Origin of the sequence: Sphingomonas pollutisoli (assembly GCF_029167165.1) — a bacterium.
Lineage (GTDB): Bacteria > Pseudomonadota > Alphaproteobacteria > Sphingomonadales > Sphingomonadaceae > Sphingomonas > Sphingomonas pollutisoli.
On sequence record NZ_JARFNJ010000004.1, the window covers coordinates 267,745 to 289,631 of the forward strand.

The window sequence follows — 21,887 nt, forward strand, 5'->3', positions numbered from 1 at the left end:
CAAGCCAGACCGCCTTCCCTGTGCCCCCGCGCGAGCGGGGGTCCAGGCCCAAGCGCTGATCGACCGGACGGGCCTCGCGCGGGCGTGTGCGCGTGACATGGGTGGCGCGCTCGGCTAGAACCGCCGTCACCCAAACGAAACAAACCCGAAAGACCTGACGCTTTGACCGACGAGACGCTGCTCGCCGACCCTTCGGATATTTCCCCGATCTCGATCGTCGAGGAAATGAAGACCTCGTACCTCGATTACGCGATGAGCGTGATCGTATCGCGCGCCCTGCCCGACGTGCGCGACGGCCTGAAGCCGGTCCACCGCCGTATCCTCTATTCGGCGCAGGAAAGCGGCTTCCACTACAACCGCCCCTACCGCAAATCCGCCCGCATCGTCGGTGACGTGATCGGTAAATACCACCCGCACGGCGACAGCTCGATCTACGAAGCCTTGGCGCGCATGACCCAGGATTGGGCGATGCGGCTGCCGCTGATCGACGGCCAGGGCAATTTCGGCTCGATGGACCCCGATCCGCCCGCCGCGATGCGCTATACCGAGGCGCGGCTCGCCAAGGCGGCGAGCTTCCTCATGCAGGATCTCGACAAGGATACGGTCGATTTCGTGCCCAACTACGACGGCTCCGAAAGCGAGCCGTCGGTGCTGCCGGCCCGCTTCCCCAACCTGCTCGTCAACGGCGCCGGCGGCATCGCGGTCGGCATGGCGACCAACATCCCGCCGCACAATCTCGGCGAAGTCATCACCGCCTGCCTCGCCTATATGGACGACGGCGCGATCAGCACCGAGCAACTGATGGAGATCGTGCCGGGGCCGGACTTCCCGACCGGCGCGATCATCCTCGGCCGCGCTGGCTGCCGCTCGGCCTATGAGAGCGGGCGCGGGTCGATCATCGTGCGCTCGCGCTACGTGATCGAGGAAGGGCGCGGGGACCGGCGCTCGATCGTGCTGACTGAAATCCCGTTCCAGCAGGGCAAGAACGCGCTGGTCGAGAAGATCGCCGAAGCCGCCAAGGACAAGCGGATCGAAGGCGTCAGCGACATCCGCGACGAATCGAACCGCGAAGGCGTCCGCATCGTCATCGACCTCAAGCGCGACGCCACCCCCGACGTCGTGCTCAACCAGCTCTGGCGGCACACGCCCGCGCAAGGCTCGTTCCCGGCCAACATGCTGGCGATTCGCGGCGGCCGCCCCGAACTGCTCAACCTGCGCGACTTCATCCAGGCGTTCATCCAGTTCCGCGAGCAGGTCATCACCCGCCGCTCGAAGTTCGAACTGGCAAAGGCGCGGGACCGCGCGCACATCTTGCTCGGCCTCGTCATCGCCGTCACTAACCTCGACGAGGTGGTGCGGATCATCCGCGGCTCGGCCTCACCCGCCGATGCGCGCGCCGCGTTGCTCGCGCGTGAGTGGCCGATCGCCGAGATCGCGCCGTACCTCAAGCTGGTCGAGGCGTTCGACGTCGAAGCGACCGGCGACAGCTACCGCCTGTCCGAAATTCAGGTCCGCGCGATCCTCGATCTGCGCCTCCACCGCCTCACCGCGCTGGGCCGCGACGAGATCGGCGACGAACTGAAGGGCCTCGCCGATTCGATCGCCGAGCTTCTCGAAATTCTCGCCAACCGCGCGCGGCTTTACGAAGTGATGCGCGAGGAGCTGGTCGCGGTACGCGACGAGTTCGCCACGCCGCGCCGCACCGAGATCGCCGCCGCCGCCGACGGGATCGACGACGAGGATCTCATCGAGCGCGAGGACATGGTCGTCACCGTGACGATGCAGGGCTATATCAAGCGCACCACGCTCGACACCTTCCGCGCGCAGGCGCGCGGCGGCAAGGGTCGCGCCGGCATGGCGACCAAGGACGAGGATGTCGTCACCAATTTGTTCGTCACCTCGACGCATACGCCGGTGCTGTTCTTCTCGACCGCGGGCAAGGTCTATCGCCTCAAGGTGTGGAAGCTGCCCGAGGGCGGCGCCGCCACGCGCGGCCGGCCGATGATCAATCTGCTGCCGCTCGCTGAAGGCGAGACGATCTCCACCGTGCTGCCGCTGCCCGAGAATGAGGACGAATGGGGCAAGCTCCACGTCATGTTCGCGACGGCGAAGGGCAACGTCCGCCGCAATTCGATGGACGCCTTCACCAACGTTCCGACCGCCGGCAAGATCGCGATGAAATTCGAAGGCGAGGATGAGGACGATCGGCTGATCGGCGTCGCGCTGCTCGATGAGAATGACGACGTGCTGCTCGCCACGCGCCAGGGCAAGGCGATCCGCTTCGCCGGTGACGAGGTGCGTGAGTTCCAGAGCCGCAACTCGACCGGCGTGCGGGGCATGCGGCTCGGCGCGGGCGATCAGGTGATCTCGCTGTCGATCCTCCACCGCGTCGGCGCGACCCCGGACGAGCGCGAGGACTATCTGCGCCATGCGCCGTGGAAGGGCGAAGACCCCGATCGTCAGCCGCGCCGGATGGAAGATGCGCGCTTCGCCGAGTTGATGGAGCGCGAGCAGTTCATCCTCACCGTCTGCGCCAATGGCTATGGCAAATTGTCGAGCGCCTATGACTATCGCCGCACCGGGCGTGGCGGTCAGGGCATCACCAACATCGACAATATCGGCCGCAACGGGCCGGTGGTGGCGAGCTTCCCCGCCTCGAAGGGGCATCAGTTGATGCTGGTGACCGATCAGGCCAAGCTGATCCGCATGTCGCTCGGCTCGCTGCGCGTGATCGGGCGCGGCTCGGCCGGCGTGCGGCTGTTCGATGTCGCCAACAACGAGCATGTCGTCTCGGCGGCGCGGATCGAGGAGACCGAGGGCGAGGCTGAGGCCGACGTGCGCGATCCGCTCGCCCCGCTCGAAACCGCGCCAGATGACGGCGCCAATACCGCCGACGATTCGGCTGCCGGACCGGAGGACGGCGAGTGAACGATCGTCCCACCACCGCTTACAAGGTGCTGACCGCCGAACAGATGGGGACGCTGGAGGGCGGCAGCTTCGCCGGCGCGCCGATCGATCTGGCCGACGGCTACATCCACCTCTCCACCGCCGCGCAGTTGACCGAAACGGTCGACAAGCATTTCGCCGGGCAGAGCGATCTGCACGTCGCGGCGGTGGACCTCGACGCGCTCGGAGACGCGGTGAAGTGGGAGGAGTCGCGCGGCGGCCAGCTCTTCCCGCACCTCTACGGCGGCCCGCTGCTGCTCGAAACGGTGGTCGCTTACGGCCCGCTGACGCGGAACGAAGACGGTGGCGTCGCGCTGCCGGTGGCGGGGTAATAGGTCAGCTCAGCCCATCGCCCCACCGCCTCAACGTCACTACAGCTCAAGCTGGAGCCTCTCGCCCCGTGGGCGTTCGCTCCGAGCCTCGCAGAGAGATGCCAGCTTGCGCTGGCATGACGACGCTCGACTTGCCAACGTAGCCCGCGCCTGTTATTTCTGAATTTACAGAAATCACGGGTGCGCAATGATCACCGACCATCCCGAAGCCAAGGCCTTCATCCTTCATTGGGGCGAGATGGGCACGCAATGGGGCGTGAGCCGCTCGGTCGCGCAGGTGCATGCGCTTCTCTACCTTTCCGACCGCCCGATCGACGCCGAGGCGATCGTCGATGCGCTCGGCCTCGCCCGCTCGAACGTCTCGACCGCGCTCAAGGAGTTGCAGGGCTATGGCATCGTCCGCCGAGTCCATGTCGAGGGCGATCGCCGCGACCATTTCGTCGCCGAGACCGACCTGTGGGAAATGCTGATGCGGATCGTGCAGGAGCGCAAGAAGCGCGAGATCGATCCCACCATCGCGCTGCTCGGCGAACTGGCGGAGCGGCTGCGCGGCGACACGACCGCCCCCGCCCAGGTCCGCGAGCGGGTGGTGCGGATGCACGAGTTCATCGGCACGCTCGGCACCTGGTACGAGCAGGTGCGCGTGCTGCCCAAGCCGACGCTCGTCACGCTGATGAAGCTCGGCGGAAAGGTCGCGCGGTACATCCCCAAGGGCAAGAGCGGCTAGGATCGACGCAATACCGCGTGTCCTCATGCCACCTAATTTCAGAGTTTACCGAAACACCAGGAAGAAAGGAAAGCCTCATGCAAGCCCCTTTTGCCCAGCTCCGAACGGTGGTCCGTTGGCGTGACCTGACCCCGATGCGCCGTCGCGACGGTCTGCTCGAATGTGCGCATCCGCTGCCGTGGCTCGCGGCGAGCTGGATCGCCGCAGCGCTCGCGGTATGGCCCGTGGCGATCGTCTGCACCTTCATGTTTTTCCTCACGGCTTTGCGGCTCAACCATGAGGCGATCCACGGCAATCTCGGCTTCCGCCCGCGAACGGATCGCCGCGTGTTGCATGCGCTGAGCGCCGTGATGCTTGGCTCCAACAGCGCGGTTGCGTTCAATCATGTGCGCCATCACCGCTACCTTGGTACGCCCGATGATCTCGAGGGCGCCTGCGGGCGGATGCGGCTGTGGGCGGTGATCCGGCACGGCCCCTGCTTCCCGATCGAAATGCACCGCGCTGCTTGGCGCGACGGCGACGCGGCGTTGCGCCGGAGGATGACGATCGACTTCGGGCTCAACGCCGCGGTGGTCGGCGCGGCCGTCGCGAGTTGGTCCCCGGTGCTGCTGTATCACGTCGCGGCGATGAGCGTCGCGCAATGCCTCACCGCCTTCTTCGCGGTGTGGGTGACGCACCACGATTGCGCGCCTGATGACGTCGCGCGCACGCAGCGCTCCGCGATCCTCAATTATATCAGCTACAACATGTTCCTGCATCGCGAGCATCACCTGTTCCCCGGCGTGCCAGTGCGTAGGCTCGGCATCCTCGCCGCACGGATCGCCGAAGCGGTGCCCGATATGGAGCGCCGTGCGGCACTGGTCGTCCCCGAGCCACGTTTTCGCGGCCGCGTGCGCGCTATGCCATCCTGATGCATGGCGCACCGGGCTTTGTCAGCCACGTCCGAACGCGCTATCGGCCCCGAATGACTCACGACATTCATATCATCGGCGGCGGACTCGCCGGGTCCGAGGCGGCATGGCAGCTCGCCGAGGCGGGCTTTCGCGTCAAGCTCTCCGAAATGCGCGGGTCGGGCGAGGCGACGCCGGCGCACCATACCGACGGCCTCGCCGAGTTGGTCTGCTCGAACAGCTTCCGCTCGGACGACGCAGAGAGCAACGCGGTCGGGCTGCTTCACGCCGAGATGCGCGGCTTGGGCTCGCTGATCCTGCGCGAAGCCGATGCACACAAGGTGCCGGCCGGATCGGCGCTGGCGGTCGATCGCGACGGCTTTTCGGCGGGCGTGACGGCGGCGCTGAAAGCGCATCCCAACATCACGATCGTCCGCGAACGTGTCGACGCGCTGCCTGCGGACGGGCCAGCGATCATCGCCACCGGCCCGCTCACCGCGCCGGGCCTCGCCGCGAGCATCGCCGGCGCGACTGGCGCTGACGCGCTCGCCTTCTTCGATGCGATCGCGCCGATCGTCCATTTCGACAGCATCGACATGGAAACGGCCTGGTTCCAATCGCGCTGGAACAAGGGCGATGGGAAGGATTACATCAACTGCGCGCTGAACCGCGGACAGTATGAGGCTTTTCACGCCGGATTAATCGCGGGCGAAAAGACCGAGTTCAAGGACTGGGAGCGCGACACGCCCTATTTCGAAGGCTGCATGCCGATCGAGGTGATGGCCGAGCGCGGTATCGACACACTCCGCTTCGGGCCGATGAAGCCGGTCGGGCTCGACGACCCGCGCACCGGGCGGTGGCCGCATGCCGTGGTTCAGTTACGGCAGGACAATGCGCAGGGCACGCTCTGGAACATCGTCGGGTTCCAGACCAAGCTCAAGCACGCCGAGCAGATTCGGCTGTTCCGCACGATTCCGGGCCTCGAAAACGCCGAGTTCGCGCGGCTGGGCGGGCTGCACCGCAACACCTTCATCCGCTCGCCCGAACTGCTCGATCCGACGTTGCGGCTGCGTAATCGCCCGAACATCCGCTTCGCCGGGCAGATCACCGGCTGCGAAGGCTATGTCGAGAGCGCCGCGATCGGGCTGATGGCGGGCTGCTTCGCGATCGCCGAGCTGCGCGGGCAGACGCTTGCACCGCCACCGGTCGAGACCGCGCTGGGCGCGCTCCTTCATCACATCACCGGCGCGGCGGTGGCGGAGACGTATCAGCCGATGAACGTCAATTTCGGGCTGATGCCGCCGATCCCGGGCCGGACCAAAAAGGCCGACCGCAAGAAGATGTACACCGATCGGGCGCGGGCGGCGATGCAGGCGTGGCTGGCGCCCGCCTGACATCAGCCGCGGGTCTGCCCGGAGACCAGGGTCAGCGTACGGCCGCCGACCCACACCTGCCCCTCGTCGTCGCGGGACACGCGCACGCGCCCGGTGCGCCCTAACCGCGTGCCTTGTGCGGCGACATAGGCGTTCGTCACGCGTCCGCTGTCGAACAGCCACTGACCGACGGATGCGTTGAGGCTGCCGGTAACCGGGTCTTCGATGATGCCGCCGCCGGGCCCGGTGAACAGTGCGCGCAGTTCGAACGCCGCCGGCCCGCCAGGCGCATGCGGCCCGACCACGCCGATGTCTACGCGGCGATCGGGTTGCGCGAGCGGCTCGATCGCGAGCACCGCCTCTGCCGATTCGAGCAGCACCGCGATCCAGCCCGGCCCGTTATCGGCCCATCGCGCGTCGATGATCGCGGCGGGGGCGATGCGCAGCACCGTCGCGACCTCGGCGATCTCATCCTCGCTTGGCATGCCGCCGCGGATCAGCGGCGGGGCCGCGAAGGCAAGCGTGCCGCTCTCCTGCCGCACGGCGATCAGCCCGGCGCCGCACTCCTGCACGATCACGCCGTCGCGCTTGGGACTCCCGCCCGCCTCGAGCCAAGCGTGACAGGTGCCGAGCGTTGGATGCCCGGCGAAAGGCAGTTCGTGGGTCAGCGTGAAGATGCGGACGCGGTAATCCGCCTCGGGCGTCGTCGGCGGCAGCAGGAAGGTGGTTTCGGAGAGGTTGAGCCAGCGCGTGATGCGCTGCATCGCCTCGGTGTCGAGATCCTCAGCGCCCGCCACCACGGCGAGCGGATTGCCCGTGAACGGCGCGGTGCCGAACACATCGACGAGCTTGAACGCGTGATCCATGCCTGATCCTTCCGCCGACCCGCCCTCGCGCGGGACCGAATTTCCGTATTCTCGTCCATGTGCGGCTAAAATTCGGCGCGTGTGCCGTGGTCAACTGTCTTCGTCGCGGGCCGGAGCGGTCTGTTGGTTTTCGGGGCAGCGCGCGCGGACCCGCGATTTGCGCTTGGGCGCGGTCGCGGCGAATTCGGCCGCGTTCAGCGCGCCAGATTTGTCGGCGTCGGCGCCCGCGAACTTCGCCTCGGTCTTCGCCGCCCATTCATCGAACGACAGCGTGCCGTCGTGGTTCGCGTCGAGCTTGGCGAATGCCTTGCGGCGCGGCGCGAGATATTCCTCACGCGTGACGTTGCCGTCGTCATTCTTGTCATACCGCGCGAGGCGCTTTTGCTCGCGTGTCTTGTCGCTCGCTTCCGGCACGGTATCGGGCAGCGAATCGTCGCTTCGCGCGGGCGACGCCGCCTGCACCGCCGCCAGCGGAAGGCCGATGCCGTTCGCCCCGCGCCCGGTGAAATAGATGAACCCCGCCGCCAACAGCAGCAACGCCGCCAGTCCGCCCGCCAGATAGCGCCACATGAAGCGAATCCCCCCGCCCTTGTTCCTCTTTTGTTTACACGATACACACGCGCAACGAAAGGGTCAGCGTCCGGTCATTCGATGCAGCATCAGCCGGGCGACGCGACGCGGCGCGCCGGCCGGGATCGGCGCATCGGCCGGCACCGCGAGATTCATCCGCGCGACGAGCGCGAGCGCGCCGAGCGGTCGCAGCCGCGCCGGCCATACGCCGGACAGCGCCTCGGCCAGCGCCGCTTCCGCCATCGCCCGCGCCTGGCCGGCGGCCCCCGCCGCGCGCAGGTGGCGCGACAGATCGGCCAGCGCCCAGCCGTGACCGGCCGCCGCGACGCGCGTGTCGGACCGGCCCAGCATCGCCGCCGCAGCCGCGAACACGCCGCCGCCACGCGCCTCCGCATGGGCGCGCATCACCGTCTCGTCGATCGTCTCGGCCTCGATCAGCGCCTCCCAACCGATGACGAGTTCGGCGAGCGCGGCGCCCGACACGCCGCGCGGCAAGACCGCCCCGGCCAAGTCCTGCAACACAGGCTGCGCGGGCGGCGCCGCCTCGTCCAGCCGCCGCAGGGCATCGTGCCACCACGCGAGCCGCATCTGGCCGATCATCGGCTCGGTGGTGGTGCGCAGCACCTGCCCGAACGTATCGTCGAGCGCGAACAGCGCGTGGAGCGCCGGGCGGATCTCGGCGGGGGCGTAATCGAGCGCGAGCGCGCGCTCTGGATCGGCTTGCATGCCCCCGCGCCTAGCGCCGGGGCGCCCGCGCGGTCCAGAGGTTATCACGGCGTTCACCATATCGCTTGAGCCGAGATTATCCACCCCGCCGCTAGACCGCACCCTCGGAACGGGGATCGGGGCGGAGCGTGGGGCGGATCAAGGCGAAGTCGAACCCCGGCCGGAACACGGCACGCGCCGGGCTGCTCACACGGCTCGCGCGGGACCGGCGCGGCAATACCCTCGCGATGATGGCGGCCTTCCTGATCCCGCTGTCGGCGCTCGCCGGCTCGGCGGTGGACATCGCGCGGCTCTACGTCGTCAAGGTGCGGTTGCAGCAGGCGTGCGACGCCGGCGTGCTCGCCGGGCGCAAGTTCATGACCGATTCGAACCCGGCCACCCCGCTCGACGCCACCTCGGTCAAACAGGCCAAGGCGTTCTTCGCGAACAACTTCCCGAGCGGCTGGATGGGCACCAAGGCGTTTTCCGCCACCTCCGGCCCATTCCCCTTCACCCCGACCAAGACGAGCGGCAGCCAGGTCGCCGGCACCGCCGCGATCACCGTGCCGATGACGATCATGAAGATGTTCGCGATGGCCGACAGCACGATCTCCGTCACGTGCCAGGCGCGCTATGACGTGGCGGATACCGACGTGATGTTCGTGCTCGACACGACCGCGTCGATGGCTTGCTCGCCTGGCGGCGCGGATAGCTGCGGGACCGGAACATACAGCTACAAGCGCCCGGCCACGAGCGGCGGCGTTCCAGGATATGCCGGCACCACCGCCTATGCCACGAACGAACTGACCTCGAACGGCAGCAACGTTTCGCGCATCGACGCGCTGCGAAAGGCCGTGCTGAGCTTCTATGATACGTTCGCCGCCAATGCCGATCCGTCGACACACGTCCGCTATGGCTTTGTCACCTACAGTTCTTCGACGAACGTTGGGCAGGCGATCCTCGACAAATCACGGAGCTATCTGGTGGGTTCGCTCGGTCCATCAGACCCGGCGTCCTATCAGTCGCGACGACCGATCCGAGACTATGAGATTAGCAACACCGGCAACGATACGCCCAATAACAAGTCGCAAGCCAATTGCACCGCTCCGGGCACACGTACCCCCTCTGCGGCACTGACCTACGACTCCAGCGGACGGGCGACAAAAGTCAACTATGACGTCTGGGTCACGACCGGTGGGTACTGGAATACGACATCGGCTTGCTACACGCGCGCAAAAGGCACCTTCGGCCCAGTGTGGGAATATAAAAAACTCCCATTCGACGTGAGTGCCCTGGTCAATGGCGGCACGTCGATGCCCGACACGACGGAAGCGGTGCCAGGCACGAAAACGCAGTGGCTGGGTTGCGTCGAGACGTCGGTGGACAATCCTGGCCAAACCACATTCACGACGGCAAACCTGCCCTCCGAACTCAATCCAGATCTCAAGCCTAGCGGCGCGGCGCGGTGGTGGCCACACCTTCAGGACATCGAATATCGCCGTACCGCCACGCCTGACACCAGAAACGGCGACGACACCGACCATTATAGCATGGGGTCCAGCAGCCTCTTGCAGAGCGGCTACGTCGCATGCGGCAAACCGGCCAAACGGCTCGGCGTGATGGCGCGTTCGGATGTCTACAATTACGTCTACGCGACCGATTTCGTTCCTCAGGGCGGCACATATCACGATGTCGGCATGATCTGGGGTTCGCGGCTGATCTCGCCGAGCGGTCCCTGGGCCGACGATACCACCGCTTGGCCGGGCCGCCCCGCCCCCAACCGTGTGATCGTGTTCATGACCGACGGCGTCATGGCGCCGAATAGCAATTCCTATTCGATGTATGGCTATGAGGACTATGACAAACGCGTCGCGAACGGCGACACCAGCAATCTCACCAATTACCACAATTACCGCTTCCTCGCCGCCTGCGCCGCCGCCAAGGCACGCAACATCGACGTATGGACGGTGGCGATCGCCAGCAGTGCCTCGACGCAACTCCAGACCTGCGCGACGACGGTGAACCAGGCGCTCTACACCACCACCGGCGACGGCCTCTCCGCCGCCTTCACCTCGATCGCCCAACATCTCGCGATGTTGCGGATCAGCAAATGATACGCACGCCGCACGGGCTCGCGCGCGACCGGCGCGGCGTGACGATCGTGGAATTCGCGATCGTGTTACCCGTCATGCTGCTGACGATGATGGGGCTCGGCGACCTGCTCTATCAGGAATATGCCCAGTCGATCCTCAGCGGCGCGGTGCAGAAAGCGGCGCGCGATTCAGGGATCGAGGGCGGCGCCGCGACCACCGCCGCGATCGACGGCAAGGTCGTCGACATGGTGAAGATCATCATCAAGAATCCGGTCAACACCTGCACCCCGACGGGGACCGCCGCGACATGGTGTTCGAGCCGCAAAACGTATGATTCGTTCAGCGAGGTCGGTACCCCGGAGCCGTTCACCGACAGCAACAAGAACGGCGTTCTCGATAAAGGCGAGTGTTTCACCGACCAGAATGGCAACGGCAAATACGACCTCGATCCCTTCGTGAACGGACAGGGCGGCGCGAGCGCGGTGACGCTCTACACGATGAGCATCACCTACCCGCGCATCTTCCCGGTCGCGGGGCTGTTCAGATGGCCGAAGACACAGACCATCACCGCGACGACGCTGCTCAAGAACCAGCCTTACGCGTCTCAGACCAACACCAACGCCTCGGTGTGCCTGTGAGGATGTACACGCCCCTCCGCGTCATCGCGCGCTTCGCCCGACGGCTCCGCGCGGACCGCAGCGGCCTCGCCATGATCGAGTTCGCGCTCAGCGCGCCGATCGTGCTCGGGATCGGCTGCTACGGCACCGAACTGGCGAACCTCGCGCTCGTCAACATGCGGATCAGCCAGATCGCGCTCAACCTCGCCGACAACGCCTCGCGCGTGGGCGCGTATAGCGGGCTCACCACCCAGCAATTGCGCGAGGTCGACATCAACGACATCCTCCAGGCGGCGCGCTATCAGGGTGCCAGCATTGGGCTGACAAAGAACGGGCGCATCACGCTGTCGAGCCTGGAAAACGTCTCACAGAGCTATGATAAGGGCGCGATCGTCCAGCGCATCCACTGGCAGCGTTGCCTCGGCGCCAAGAAGGGCGCGGGGTATGATTCGCAGTTCAAGGCCAACGTGGCGGTCGCCGCCGGCAGCGACGCCAGCCAGGCGAACAAAGGTTACGACCTGCCCGGCGGGATCAGCGACAATGGCGGCGCGGCGATCAGCCCGCCTGGCGGGTCGGGGCTGATGTATGTCGAGATCAACTATCTGACCAAGCCGCTGTTCGGCGCGTGGCTGGTCGCGCCGCAGCGCATCCACTACACGGCGTCGTTCATCGTGCGCGACAAGCGCGACTACGCCCAAATCTACAATCCGGCGGCGACGCCACAAACGCCGCGATCGACCTGCGACCTCTATTCGGCCTGAGCCGCCGGCGAGCGGGCGGAGCGCATCGGCGCCCCGCCCTTTCCCGTCAGCGGTAGGTCACCTTCTTCGCCGCCGCGACGATCTTGTCGGCGTTGACCAAGGCGAGCTTCTCGAGGTTCGCCGCGTAAGGCAGCGGCACGTCCTCGTTGGCGACGCGCAGCACCGGCGCGTCGAGATCGTCGAAGCCCTGTTCCATCACCACCGCGCTGATTTCCGAGGCGATCGAGCAGGTCGCCCAGCCCTCCTCGACGACGACGAGGCGGTTGGTCTTCTTGACGCTCTTGAGCACCGCCGCCGTATCGAGCGGACGGAGCGTGCGCAGATCGATCACCTCGGCGTCGATCCCCTCGGCGGCGAGCGTCTCGGCGGCTTCGAGCGCCAGGCCGACGCCGATCGAATAGCTGACGATCGTCACGTCCTTGCCGGCACGCATCGTGCGGGCCTTGCCGATCGGCAGGACGTAATCGTCGAGCTTGGGCACGTCGAACGATCGACCGTAGAGCAGTTCGTTCTCGAGGAACACGACCGGGTCTTCGCTGCGGATCGCGGCCTTGAGCAGACCCTTGGCGTCGGCCGCGTCATAGGGTGCGATCACGATCAGGCCGGGAACGCTCGCATACCACGGGCCGTAGTTCTGCGAATGCTGGGCGGCGACGCGGCTGGCCGCGCCGTTGGGGCCGCGGAACACGATCGGGCAGCGCATCTGGCCGCCCGACATATAGTTGGTCTTGGCGGCCGAGTTGATGATGTGGTCGATCGCCTGCATCGCGAAGTTGAAGGTCATGAACTCGACGATCGGCTTGAGACCGCCCATCGCCGCGCCGGTGCCGATGCCGGCAAAGCCATATTCGGTGATCGGCGTGTCGATCACGCGGCGCTCGCCGAACTCGTCGAGGAGGCCCTGGGTGACCTTGTACGCGCCCTGATATTGCGCGACTTCCTCGCCCATCACGAACACGCGGTCGTCGGCACGCATTTCCTCGGCCATCGCGTCGCGCAGCGCCTCGCGCAACGTGATGCGGACCATCTCGGTGCCCTCGGGCAGCGCGGGATCGGCGACCTCGGAATCGTGCTTGGCGGCTTCGAACAACTGGCGCGCGCCGGTTTCGACCTTCTCCTGCGCGGGGCTCGCGCCGGTTTCGGTCGATTCGGCCTTGGGCGCGCTCGCGGCGGGCTGTTCGTTGGCGGCGGGGGCCGGTTCCGCGCCGGCTTCCTCGCCCTCAGCCAGCAACGTCGCGATGACGGTGCCGACCTTCACGCCCTCGGTGCCCTCGGCGACGAGGATCTTGCCGACGGTGCCTTCATCAACCGCTTCGAATTCCATCGTCGCCTTGTCGGTCTCGATCTCGGCCATGATGTCGCCGGACTTGACGGTGTCGCCTTCCTTGATGAGCCACTTGGCGAGCGTGCCTTCCTCCATCGTCGGGGACAGCGCGGGCATCTTGATCTCGATCGCCATCTCAGTAGCGCTCCACCAGAACGTCGGTGTACAGTTCGGCAGCGTCCGGTTCGGGCGTCTGCTCGGCGAAGTCGGCGGCTTCGTTGACCTGCTTGCGGATCGCCTGCTCCACGGTCTTCAGTTCGTCTTCCTGCACGCCCAGTTCCTCGAGCAATTTCTTCGCATGATCGATCGGGTCCGATTTGTCGCGGACGGCCTGGACCTCGTCACGGCTGCGGTATTTGGCGGGATCGGACATCGAGTGCCCACGGTAGCGATAGGTCTTCATCTCGAGGATGATCGGACCCTTGCCGGCACGTACCCACGCCAGCGCTTCCTCGGCGGCACCACGGCAGGCGAGCACGTCCATGCCATCGACCTGGATGCCGGGGATGCGGAAGCTCTCGCCGCGCTTGTAGAGCTGGTCTTCCGAGGACGAGCGGTTGACGCTCGTGCCCATCGCGTACTGGTTGTTCTCGATCACGTAGATGATCGGGAGCTTCCACAGCTCGGCCATGTTGAACGATTCATAGACCTGGCCCTGGTTGGCCGCGCCGTCGCCGAAATAGGCCATCGCGACACCACCGTCGCCGCTGTACTTGTGCTTGAAAGCAAGCCCGGTGCCGAGGCTGACCTGCGCACCGACGATGCCGTGGCCGCCGTAGAATTTCTTCTCGGTCGAGAACATGTGCATCGAGCCGCCCTTGCCCTTCGAGATGCCGGCGGCGCGGCCGGTCAGCTCGGCCATGATGACCTTGGGGTCGATGCCGTAGGCGAGCATGTGGCCGTGATCGCGGTAGCCGGTGATGACCGAGTCCTTCTCGCCATCGAGCGCCGACTGGAGCCCCACCGCGACCGCTTCCTGGCCGATATAGAGGTGGCAGAAGCCACCGATGAAGCCGAGGCCGTAGAGCTGGCCCGCCTTCTCCTCGAACCGCCGGATCAGCAGCATCTGCTTGTAGAGCGCGAGCAGCTCGTCCTTCGAAGCCTGGTACGGAGTCGGCTCGTTGGGGCGCTCGCGATTGGGCACTGGCGGTTCGGCTGTTCTGGTCGCTGGGGCTTTGGCCACGTGATCGAAACCTCATCTGTCCTTGGGGAGGAAGGTGGCCGCTATAGGCGGGATGCGGCCAAAACATCAACGGCCCGTGGCTAGACGAGTTTTCCTCATCAAATGCAATCGCCGATTGCCCGCGCGCGGCGGCTCGTCTTAAGGCCAGATGCAATGGCCAGATCGCCCGACCCGCTCCGCCCGCCCCATCCACTGCGCATCGCGAACTTCCGCGCCTATTGGGCGGCGCGCTTCTGCATGACGCTCGCCCAAAACGGTATGATCGTGGTGATCGGCTGGCAGACCTATACGATCGCGCGGGCGACGATGTCGCCGAGCGCCTCGGCGGCGCAGCTCGGGCTGATCGGGTTGCTGCAGTTCCTGCCGCTGTTCATCTCGACGCCGATCACCGGATGGGTGGCGGACCGCTTCGACCGGCGGATGATTACCCGCCTGACGCTCAGCCTGCAGGTGTTCTGCGCCGCCGTGCTGGCGATATCAACGGTCGAGGGCTGGATCTCGCTGCCGGTGATCTTCTCGGTCGCGGTGTTGCTCGGCATCGGCCGCGCGTTCGCCGGGCCGGCGTTCGGCGCGCTCGCCCCCAATCTCGTCCCGCGCGAGTCGCTGCCGACCGCGATCGCGCTCAGCTCGACATCGTGGCAGGTCGGCGCCATCGTCGGCCCCGCGATCGGCGGCTTCGCCTATTCGATCACGCCCTCGGGCGCCTATTTCCTCGCGACCGCCCTCTTCGGCCTCGCGCTCGGCTGCATGCTGCTGATCGGCCCGGTGCCGCGCACGATCGCCATCGCCAAGGGATCGCCGCTCAAGCAGATCGCCGAGGGCCTCGCCTATGTCGGGCAGAACAAGCTCGTGCTCGGCGCGATCACGCTCGATCTGTTCGCGGTGTTCCTGGCGGGCACCAGCGCGCTGCTGCCGATCTACGCACACGACATCCTCAAGGTCGGGCCGCAGGGGCTGAGCCTGTTGGTCGGTGCGCCCGCGATCGGCGCGGCGGTGGTCGCGATCTTCTTCTCGTTCCGGCCGATCAAGACCAATGTCGGGGTCAAGATGCTCGCCGCGGTGCTGGTTTATGGCACCGCGACGGTGACCTTCGGCGTATCGACGTGGATGCCGCTCAGCCTCGGCGCGCTCGCGCTGGCGGGCGCGGCCGACATGTTCTCGGTCTATATCCGCTCGTCGCTGATCCAGCTCTACACGCCCGATGACAAGCGCGGGCGGGTCGGCGCGGTGTCGCAGCTCACCATTTCGGCCTCGAACGAACTCGGCGAGGCGGAGTCGGGCTTCCTCGCCGCCGCGCTGGGGCCGGTCGGCGCGGTGCTCGTCGGCGGCGGCGGCGCGATTGTCGTTACGCTGCTGTGGGCCTATCTCTTCCCCAGCATCCGCAACGCCCGGACGTTCGAACCACCGCAGTCACAACGCGACGCGGCAGATCTTGAGATGGAGGCAATGCCATGAAAGCCAATACGATCCTCGATACGATCGGCAACACGCCGCATATCCGTCTGCACAAGCTGTTTCCCGGCCAGGAAGTCTGGATCAAGTCCGAGCGTTCGAACCCCGGCGGGTCGATCAAGGACCGCATCGCGCTGGCGATGGTCGAGGCGGCCGAGCGCGACGGGCTGCTCCAGCCCGGCGGCACGATCATCGAGCCGACCAGCGGCAACACCGGCGTCGGCCTCGCGATGGTCGCGGCGGTGAAGGGCTACAAGCTGATCCTCGTCATGCCCGAGAGCATGTCGATCGAGCGGCGCCGGTTGATGCTCGCATACGGTGCGCGCTTCGACTTGACCCCGCGCGAGAAGGGCATGAAGGGCGCGATCGAACGGGCGCTGGAGCTGGTCTCGCAGACGCCGGGTTCGTGGATGCCGCAGCAGTTCGACAATCCCGCCAACATCGACGTGCATGTCCGCACCACCGCGCAGGAAATCCTAACCGACTTCGCCGATTCGCCGATCGACGTCATCATCACCGGGGTCGGCACCGGCGGGCATATCACCGGGGTCGCCGAGACGCTCAAGAAGGAATGGCCGCACCTCAAGGTCTATGCGGTCGAGCCCGAGGCCTCGCCGGTGATCTCGGGCGGGCAACCGGGGCCGCACCCGATCCAGGGGATCGGCGCGGGGTTCGTTCCGGCGAACCTGCATACGCAGGCGATCGACGGGGCGATCAAGGTCGATGCCGCCGTGGCGAAGGACATGGCGCGGCGCTCGGCGAGCGAGGAAGGTATTCTCGTCGGTATTTCCTCTGGCGCGACGCTTGCCGCGATCTTGCAGAAGCTGCCGGACCTGCCGGACGGCGTGCGGGTGCTCGGGTTCAACTATGATACGGGCGAGCGCTATCTTTCGGTGCCGGATTTCCTGCCGGAGTCCTGACTCCAGCCGTTCGTGTCGAGCGCAGTCGAGACACTTGCGCTTGGAGCTGGTCCCTCGATTTCGCTCGGGACGAACGGTTTGGGAGCTTGGACCTTCACCCATTTGTCCCGAGCGAAACGCCTAGGATACGTGCTTCGACAAGCTCAGCACGAACGGGTATTGCGAGCCAGCACGACCGGGAGGAGGCACGAAGGTTGACCCGGCGCGGCAGCTTGGCGCATCGGGCGCCGATGCGTCCACCCGCCCGCCCCGTCTCCCGTGCCCTATAGTCACTTTTCCTCGCGTCGCAGGCGGCCGTTCTGGCGGCGCCTGCCGGCCTTCCGTCGCCCGGACGATCTCGGGCTGCGCTGCCTGCTCGCGTTCGTGGCGGTGGTGGCGATCGTCGCGCCGGCGCTGCTGGTCCATTACGGCCCGCACGTAGTCGTCGTCCACAACCGCCTCATTCGCGTGCCGCGCCACCGCGTCGTGCCCAAGGCCGAGTTGCCGCCGGTCGAGCCGGTCGCGTTCCAGGATCTCGCCCCCGCCGATGCGCGCGCGTTCAACGCCACGGTTCCGTTCTCGACCGGCCCCAACCCCGCCGCGCGGCCGTTCCACCTCGATGGCACGCCCGAGCAACGCGCGCGCGCGACCGACTGTATGGCCGCAGCGATGCTCTACGAGGCGGGCGACGATGGCGAGGGCCAGCGCGCGGTCGGCCAGGTCGTCATCAACCGGGTGCGCCACCCGGCCTTCCCCAAGACGATCTGCGGCGTGGTGTTCCAGGGCTCCGAGCGCAGCACGGGCTGCCAATTCACCTTCACCTGCGACGGCGCGCTGATCCGCCACGCCTGGCGAGCCGAACAATGGGCGCGCGCCCGCACGCAGGCGGCGCTGTCGCTCGGCGGGCAGGTGTACGCGCCGGTCGGCTATTCGACGCATTATCATACCGACTGGGTGGTGCCATACTGGCAATCGAGCCTCGACAAGGTCGCGGCGGTGCATTCGCATCTGTTCTTCCGCTGGACCGGCTGGTGGGGCACCCCGCCCGCGTTCAACCGCGCCGTCTCCTCCGACGAACCGATCGTCCGCGCGCTCGCGCTCTATTCGGATGCGCACAAGACCGGTGCCGCCCTGGCGGCCGCCCAGACCGCGGCGGCCGAACTGACGGTCGCCGCGCTCGCCCCCGAAGCGCTGCCGGTGCCGCTCGCGAGCGATTCGGAAACGTTCCTCATCACGATCGATCCGCACCTGCCGCCCGAATCCTTCGCGCTGCTGGCGGCACGGGCCTGCGGCGAGCGGCCGCGCTGCAAGCTGATGGCGTGGACCGACCGCGCGCGCACCCCCACCGCGATGCCGCTCGACGCCGGGCAGATCGACGCGATGGCATTCAGCTATATGCGCGATCGCACCTTCCACTATGACAAGACGCTGTGGAACTGCGCCACCTTCAAACGCCCCGATCCCGCCGAGTGCATGAAGACGCAGGTGCTGATCCCGGCGCGCGAGGTGGCGACGAAGGCAGCGCCCACGCCGGTTCCGCCGGCGGCGGAGGTCTTGCCGGGGGTGCGGCGCAAACCCGCGACCGGCGCCACGCCGACTGCGCTCGCCACGCCCGCCGCGCCGGACTCCCCGCTGACGGCGGAAAGCCGGTAGCCGATCGCGCCGTTACGCCCTTCCCGCCGGGCCCAGCCGAAGCGCGTGCCCTGCGTGGAAGCCCCTCACCCGCTCGAACACAAGAGCTGTCCACGCGAGTCGCGCAGCGTCGCCGCTTCGGAGGCGGCGTCGCTCAACTGATCGACGGCGAGCCCCGCGATGGACGCGCGTTCGGAACAGAACTTGCGGCACGCATCGGGCACGCTGCCGGGAAAGACGATGCGGTCGCCCTCGAAGCGCGCATCGAAAGCGCAGCCCTCCGCATCGCCGAAGCTGATGTGCAGCGTCTCCCCGTCGCGCGCGACGGACCCCATTCCGCTGCAATGCTGTTGGTCGCCATAATCGACGAACACGCCGATCTGGTATGCCTTGGGGGTCGGCACGATGCACACCCGATCGGTCTCGCGCGCGTACAGGCCGGTGATGTCGGCACTCTTCGGATCGGCGATCACCCCCGCCGCGATCGCCGCCGCCTCGAGGTCGGTCGGCGCGGCGGCGTTGCCTTCGGGGGGCGGTTCGGCGCGCGAACAGCCCGCGACGAGCAGCACGCCCAGCGCGAACGCGAGCCTCATTCGGCCGGGATCAGCCGGTCGCCGTCGATGCGGCGGAAGAAACAGGAGCGCGCGCCGGTGTGGCACGCCGGGCCGACCGGATCGACGATCAGCCACACCGCATCCTGATCGCAATCGATGCGGATATCGTGGACGTGAAGCACATGGCCCGAGGTCTCGCCCTTCTTCCAGAGCTTCGCGCGGCTGCGGGACCAGAAATGCGCCTCGCGCGTCGCAAGCGTGGCGGCGAGCGCTTCGGCATTCATATGCGCGAGCATCAGCACATCCCCCGACGCGCGATCGGTCGCCACGGCGGTGATGAGGCCGTCGGCGCCATATTTGGGATTGAGGGCGAGCGTGGTGTCGCGGTCGTCGGTCATGCGGACTCCATAGTGGCGCCGCCGCCCGAGCGATAGCGCCCGCGACTCGGCGTTGAGCGTGGCTCGCCCGCTCCGCCCGCATTTTCGGAACGCGCCGACCGCAAAAAGCACACGCGGAAACCTTGGTTTTCCGCCATTGCGATGGCCGGCTTCGCTTTCGATGTGACAAAAGCGCGACAAATCCGCGCGGCGCCCCTATATGGCGCGGACACGCTCACCCCCCGCGAAGGGCGCCATGTTCACAACCAATCCGTTCGAGGTCGCCGATGGCGACAAGCTCCGTGAGGAGTGTGGTGTTTTCGGTGTCGCCGGTGCGGCGGACGCGGCGCGACTCGTCGCGCTCGGCCTGCATGCGCTCCAGCATCGCGGCCAGGAGGCGGCCGGCATCACCAGCTTCGATGGCGCCGATTTCCACACGCATCGTGCGATGGGCCATGTCGCCGGCAATTTCGACCGCGAGGACGTGATGGTCCCGCTGCGCGGCAACGTCGCCTGCGGCCATGTGCGCTACTCGACCACCGGCGAGACGGCGCTGCGCAACGTCCAGCCGCTCTATGCCGATCTCGCCTCAGGTGGATTCGCGATCGCGCATAACGGTAATATCTCAAATGCGATGCGGTTGCGGCGCGATCTGGTCCGCAACGGATCGATCTTCCAGTCGACGAGCGATACCGAGACCATCATCCACCTCGTCGCGATGTCCAAATACCGGACGTTCCTCGACAAGTTCATCGATGCGCTCAAGCGGGTCGAGGGCGCCTATTCGCTGATCGTGATGACGCCCGAGGGGATGATCGCCTGCCGCGACCCGCTCGGCATCCGCCCGCTGGTGATGGGCAAGGTCGGCCCCGAGGACGATGGGGCGATCATCTTTGCATCCGAAACGGTGGCGCTCGACGTGGTCGGCGCGCGCTTCGTGCGCGAGATCGAGCCGGGCGAACTGGTGATCGTCAAGGGCGGCGAGATCAGCTCGCACCGCCCGTTCGCGCCGGTGTCGCCGCGCCCGTGCATCTTCGAGCATGTGTATTTCTCGCGCCCCGATTCGATCTCCAGCGGGCGCAGCATCTATACGGTGCGCAAGGAAATCGGCGCGCAGCTCGCGATCGAAAGCCCGGTCGATGCCGATCTGGTCATCCCCGTCCCCGATTCGGGCACGCCCGCCGCGATCGGCTATGCCCAGCAATCGGGCATTCCGTTCGAGCTCGGCATTATCCGCTCGCATTATGTCGGGCGTACCTTCATCCAGCCGACCAACGAGGTTCGCCATCTCGGCGTCAAGCTCAAGCACAACGCCAACCGCGCGCTGATCGAGGGCAAGCGCATCATCCTGATCGACGATTCGATCGTGCGCGGCACCACCTCGTTGAAGATCGTGCAGATGATGCGCGATGCCGGTGCCGCCGAAGTCCATATGCGAATCGCCAGCCCGCCGACCCGGCATAGCTGCTATTACGGCGTCGATACGCCCGAGCGCGCCAAGCTGCTCGCGCACAGCAAGAACGTCGCCGAGATGAACGCGTACATCCACGCCGACAGCCTCGCCTTCGTCTCGATTGATGGTCTCTACAAGGCACTCGGCGAGCCATGCCGCGCCGACATCCGCCCGAGCCACTGCGACGCCTGCTTCACGGGCGATTACCCGACGACGCTGACCGACCAAGACGAGGTCGCCTCGGTCGACCAGTTCGCGCTGCTGGCGGAGCGGGTGGTCTAAAGACCCGAATACCGTTCGTGCTGAGCTTGTCGAAGCACGTGCTTTCCCTCTACGCGGGTTGGAAGATACGCCCTTCGACAAGCTCAGGGCGAACGGAGGGATAATTGACCGACACGCCACTCGCCAACCAGATCGCCCTCGTCACGGGCGCGAGCCGGGGGATCGGCGCCGCGACCGCGAAGGCGCTGGCGGCGGCGGGCGCGCATGTGGTGCTGACCGCGCGTACCGCCCACGCGCTCGAGCAGGTCGAGGAGGCGATCTTCGCTGCCGGCGGCTCGGCCACGATCGCGCCGCTCGACCTCACCGAGACCGACAGTATCGCGCGGCTGGCGGCGGCGGTCGGCGAACGCTGGCAGACGCTCGACATACTCGTGCTCAACGCGGCGATGCTCGGCACGCTCGGCTCGGTGCCCGCGATCGATCCCAAGGAACTCGCGCGTGTGCTGACGCTCAACGTCAGCGCGCAGGCCGCGCTGATCGGCGCGTTCGACCCGATGCTGCGCCGCTCGCCGCGCGCCCGCGTGATCGGCATCACCTCGAGCGTCGCGCGTACCCCGCGCGCTTATTGGGGGCTGTACGGCGCCTCCAAGGCGGGGTTCGAGACGCTGATCGGCGCCTATGGCGACGAGATGGAACAGATCAGTTCGCTTCGCACCGCGATCATCGATCCCGGCGCGACCCGCACCGCCATGCGCGCGCGGGCCTATCCCGGCGAGGCGCCGGAGACGGTCAAGCCCCCCGAGGTGGTGGGCGAGCGAATCGCCGCGCTGGTGATCAACGATTTCGCGACTGGGCATGTCGAGCGGGTGGGGTAATCCCCCGTTCGTGCTGAGCTTGTAGAAGCACGTGTT

General features: G+C 66.9%; 20 protein-coding genes. 13 read left to right on the forward strand and 7 right to left on the reverse strand.

The window, feature by feature from the left end; translation table 11 throughout:
• Positions 1 to 162: 162 nt before the first annotated feature.
• From gyrA to trmFO, 5 genes are all read left to right on the forward strand, one after another.
• Positions 163 to 2,928 (forward strand): DNA gyrase subunit A, encoded by a 2,766-nt coding sequence (gyrA, locus tag PX554_RS10525; RefSeq protein ID WP_275501441.1) that lies wholly within the window; start codon positions 163 to 165, stop codon positions 2,926 to 2,928.
• Positions 2,925 to 3,278 carry a DUF952 domain-containing protein gene (locus PX554_RS10530; protein ID WP_275501443.1) on the forward strand — a complete coding sequence of 118 codons (354 nt, stop codon included), beginning with the start codon at positions 2,925 to 2,927 and terminating at the stop codon, positions 3,276 to 3,278. Before gyrA ends, PX554_RS10530 begins: the two co-directional genes overlap by 4 nt.
• Before the next feature lie 187 nt (positions 3,279 to 3,465).
• The gene (locus PX554_RS10535) at positions 3,466 to 4,005 is read left to right on the forward strand and encodes a GbsR/MarR family transcriptional regulator (RefSeq protein WP_275501445.1); all 540 of its coding nucleotides are present in this window, start codon (positions 3,466 to 3,468) and stop codon (positions 4,003 to 4,005) included.
• 77 nt (positions 4,006 to 4,082) lie between these two features.
• Complete coding sequence (locus PX554_RS10540) at positions 4,083 to 4,916, forward strand: fatty acid desaturase (RefSeq protein ID WP_275501447.1); 834 nt, start codon at positions 4,083 to 4,085, stop codon at positions 4,914 to 4,916.
• A 53-nt stretch (positions 4,917 to 4,969) separates the two neighbouring features.
• Positions 4,970 to 6,289, forward strand: a complete 1,320-nt coding sequence (gene trmFO, locus PX554_RS10545; protein WP_275501449.1) for a methylenetetrahydrofolate--tRNA-(uracil(54)-C(5))-methyltransferase (FADH(2)-oxidizing) TrmFO — start codon at positions 4,970 to 4,972, stop codon at positions 6,287 to 6,289.
• A 2-nt stretch (positions 6,290 to 6,291) separates the two neighbouring features.
• On the opposite strand, the gene PX554_RS10550 is transcribed toward trmFO, so the two are convergent.
• The 3 genes from PX554_RS10550 to PX554_RS10560 all read right to left on the reverse strand — a co-directional run bounded on the left by PX554_RS10550 (position 6,292) and on the right by PX554_RS10560 (position 8,430).
• Positions 6,292 to 7,134, reverse strand: a complete 843-nt coding sequence (locus PX554_RS10550) for a PhzF family phenazine biosynthesis protein (protein ID WP_275501451.1) — start codon at positions 7,132 to 7,134, stop codon at positions 6,292 to 6,294.
• A 90-nt stretch (positions 7,135 to 7,224) separates the two neighbouring features.
• Positions 7,225 to 7,704: an EF-hand domain-containing protein gene (locus tag PX554_RS10555; protein WP_275501453.1), complete on the reverse strand. Its 480-nt coding sequence runs from the start codon at positions 7,702 to 7,704 to the stop codon at positions 7,225 to 7,227.
• A 63-nt stretch (positions 7,705 to 7,767) separates the two neighbouring features.
• On the reverse strand, positions 7,768 to 8,430 hold the full coding sequence (locus PX554_RS10560) for a squalene/phytoene synthase family protein (protein WP_275501455.1): 663 nt from the start codon (positions 8,428 to 8,430) through the stop codon (positions 7,768 to 7,770).
• Between the two features lie 128 nt (positions 8,431 to 8,558).
• On the opposite strand from PX554_RS10560, the gene PX554_RS10565 reads away from it, so the two are divergent.
• The 3 genes from PX554_RS10565 to PX554_RS10575 are packed head-to-tail and all read left to right on the forward strand — an operon-like array spanning position 8,559 to position 11,880.
• Positions 8,559 to 10,523: a TadE/TadG family type IV pilus assembly protein gene (locus PX554_RS10565; protein ID WP_275501457.1), complete on the forward strand. Its 1,965-nt coding sequence runs from the start codon at positions 8,559 to 8,561 to the stop codon at positions 10,521 to 10,523.
• Positions 10,520 to 11,140 (forward strand): TadE/TadG family type IV pilus assembly protein, encoded by a 621-nt coding sequence (locus PX554_RS10570; RefSeq protein WP_275501459.1) that lies wholly within the window; start codon positions 10,520 to 10,522, stop codon positions 11,138 to 11,140. The genes PX554_RS10565 and PX554_RS10570 overlap by 4 nt, the downstream gene beginning before the upstream one ends.
• 2 nt (positions 11,141 to 11,142) lie before the next feature.
• Positions 11,143 to 11,880, forward strand: coding sequence for a TadE/TadG family type IV pilus assembly protein (locus tag PX554_RS10575; protein ID WP_275501461.1), 738 nt, complete (start codon positions 11,143 to 11,145; stop codon positions 11,878 to 11,880).
• Positions 11,881 to 11,926: 46 nt separating this feature from the next.
• Here the strand turns inward: PX554_RS10575 and PX554_RS10580 are convergent, their stop codons facing one another.
• The gene (locus tag PX554_RS10580) at positions 11,927 to 13,339 is read right to left on the reverse strand and encodes a pyruvate dehydrogenase complex E1 component subunit beta (RefSeq protein WP_275501463.1); all 1,413 of its coding nucleotides are present in this window, start codon (positions 13,337 to 13,339) and stop codon (positions 11,927 to 11,929) included.
• A 1-nt stretch (position 13,340) separates the two neighbouring features.
• Positions 13,341 to 14,387, reverse strand: a complete 1,047-nt coding sequence (gene pdhA, locus PX554_RS10585; RefSeq protein WP_275501464.1) for a pyruvate dehydrogenase (acetyl-transferring) E1 component subunit alpha — start codon at positions 14,385 to 14,387, stop codon at positions 13,341 to 13,343.
• A gap of 153 nt (positions 14,388 to 14,540) precedes the next feature.
• On the opposite strand from pdhA, the gene PX554_RS10590 reads away from it, so the two are divergent.
• The 3 genes from PX554_RS10590 to PX554_RS10600 all read left to right on the forward strand — a co-directional run bounded on the left by PX554_RS10590 (position 14,541) and on the right by PX554_RS10600 (position 18,391).
• Positions 14,541 to 15,842 (forward strand): MFS transporter, encoded by a 1,302-nt coding sequence (locus PX554_RS10590; protein WP_275501466.1) that lies wholly within the window; start codon positions 14,541 to 14,543, stop codon positions 15,840 to 15,842.
• A complete protein-coding gene (cysK, locus tag PX554_RS10595) occupies positions 15,839 to 16,759 on the forward strand; it encodes a cysteine synthase A (RefSeq protein ID WP_275501468.1) in 921 nt (306 codons plus the stop codon). The genes PX554_RS10590 and cysK overlap by 4 nt, the downstream gene beginning before the upstream one ends.
• A 351-nt stretch (positions 16,760 to 17,110) precedes the next feature.
• Positions 17,111 to 18,391 carry a cell wall hydrolase gene (locus tag PX554_RS10600; RefSeq protein WP_275501965.1) on the forward strand — a complete coding sequence of 427 codons (1,281 nt, stop codon included), beginning with the start codon at positions 17,111 to 17,113 and terminating at the stop codon, positions 18,389 to 18,391.
• 65 nt (positions 18,392 to 18,456) lie between these two features.
• On the opposite strand, the gene PX554_RS10605 is transcribed toward PX554_RS10600, so the two are convergent.
• Complete coding sequence (locus PX554_RS10605; protein WP_275501469.1) at positions 18,457 to 18,963, reverse strand: hypothetical protein; 507 nt, start codon at positions 18,961 to 18,963, stop codon at positions 18,457 to 18,459.
• Positions 18,960 to 19,322: a phosphoribosyl-AMP cyclohydrolase gene (hisI, locus tag PX554_RS10610; protein ID WP_093219662.1), complete on the reverse strand. Its 363-nt coding sequence runs from the start codon at positions 19,320 to 19,322 to the stop codon at positions 18,960 to 18,962. The genes PX554_RS10605 and hisI overlap by 4 nt, the downstream gene beginning before the upstream one ends.
• 235 nt (positions 19,323 to 19,557) lie before the next feature.
• Between hisI and purF the strand changes: the two genes are divergently transcribed.
• Both purF and PX554_RS10620 read left to right on the forward strand, forming a co-directional pair.
• Positions 19,558 to 21,036 (forward strand): amidophosphoribosyltransferase, encoded by a 1,479-nt coding sequence (purF, locus tag PX554_RS10615; RefSeq protein WP_093219664.1) that lies wholly within the window; start codon positions 19,558 to 19,560, stop codon positions 21,034 to 21,036.
• Between the two features lie 104 nt (positions 21,037 to 21,140).
• Positions 21,141 to 21,851, forward strand: coding sequence for an SDR family NAD(P)-dependent oxidoreductase (locus tag PX554_RS10620; RefSeq protein ID WP_093219667.1), 711 nt, complete (start codon positions 21,141 to 21,143; stop codon positions 21,849 to 21,851).
• Positions 21,852 to 21,887 lie beyond the last annotated feature (36 nt).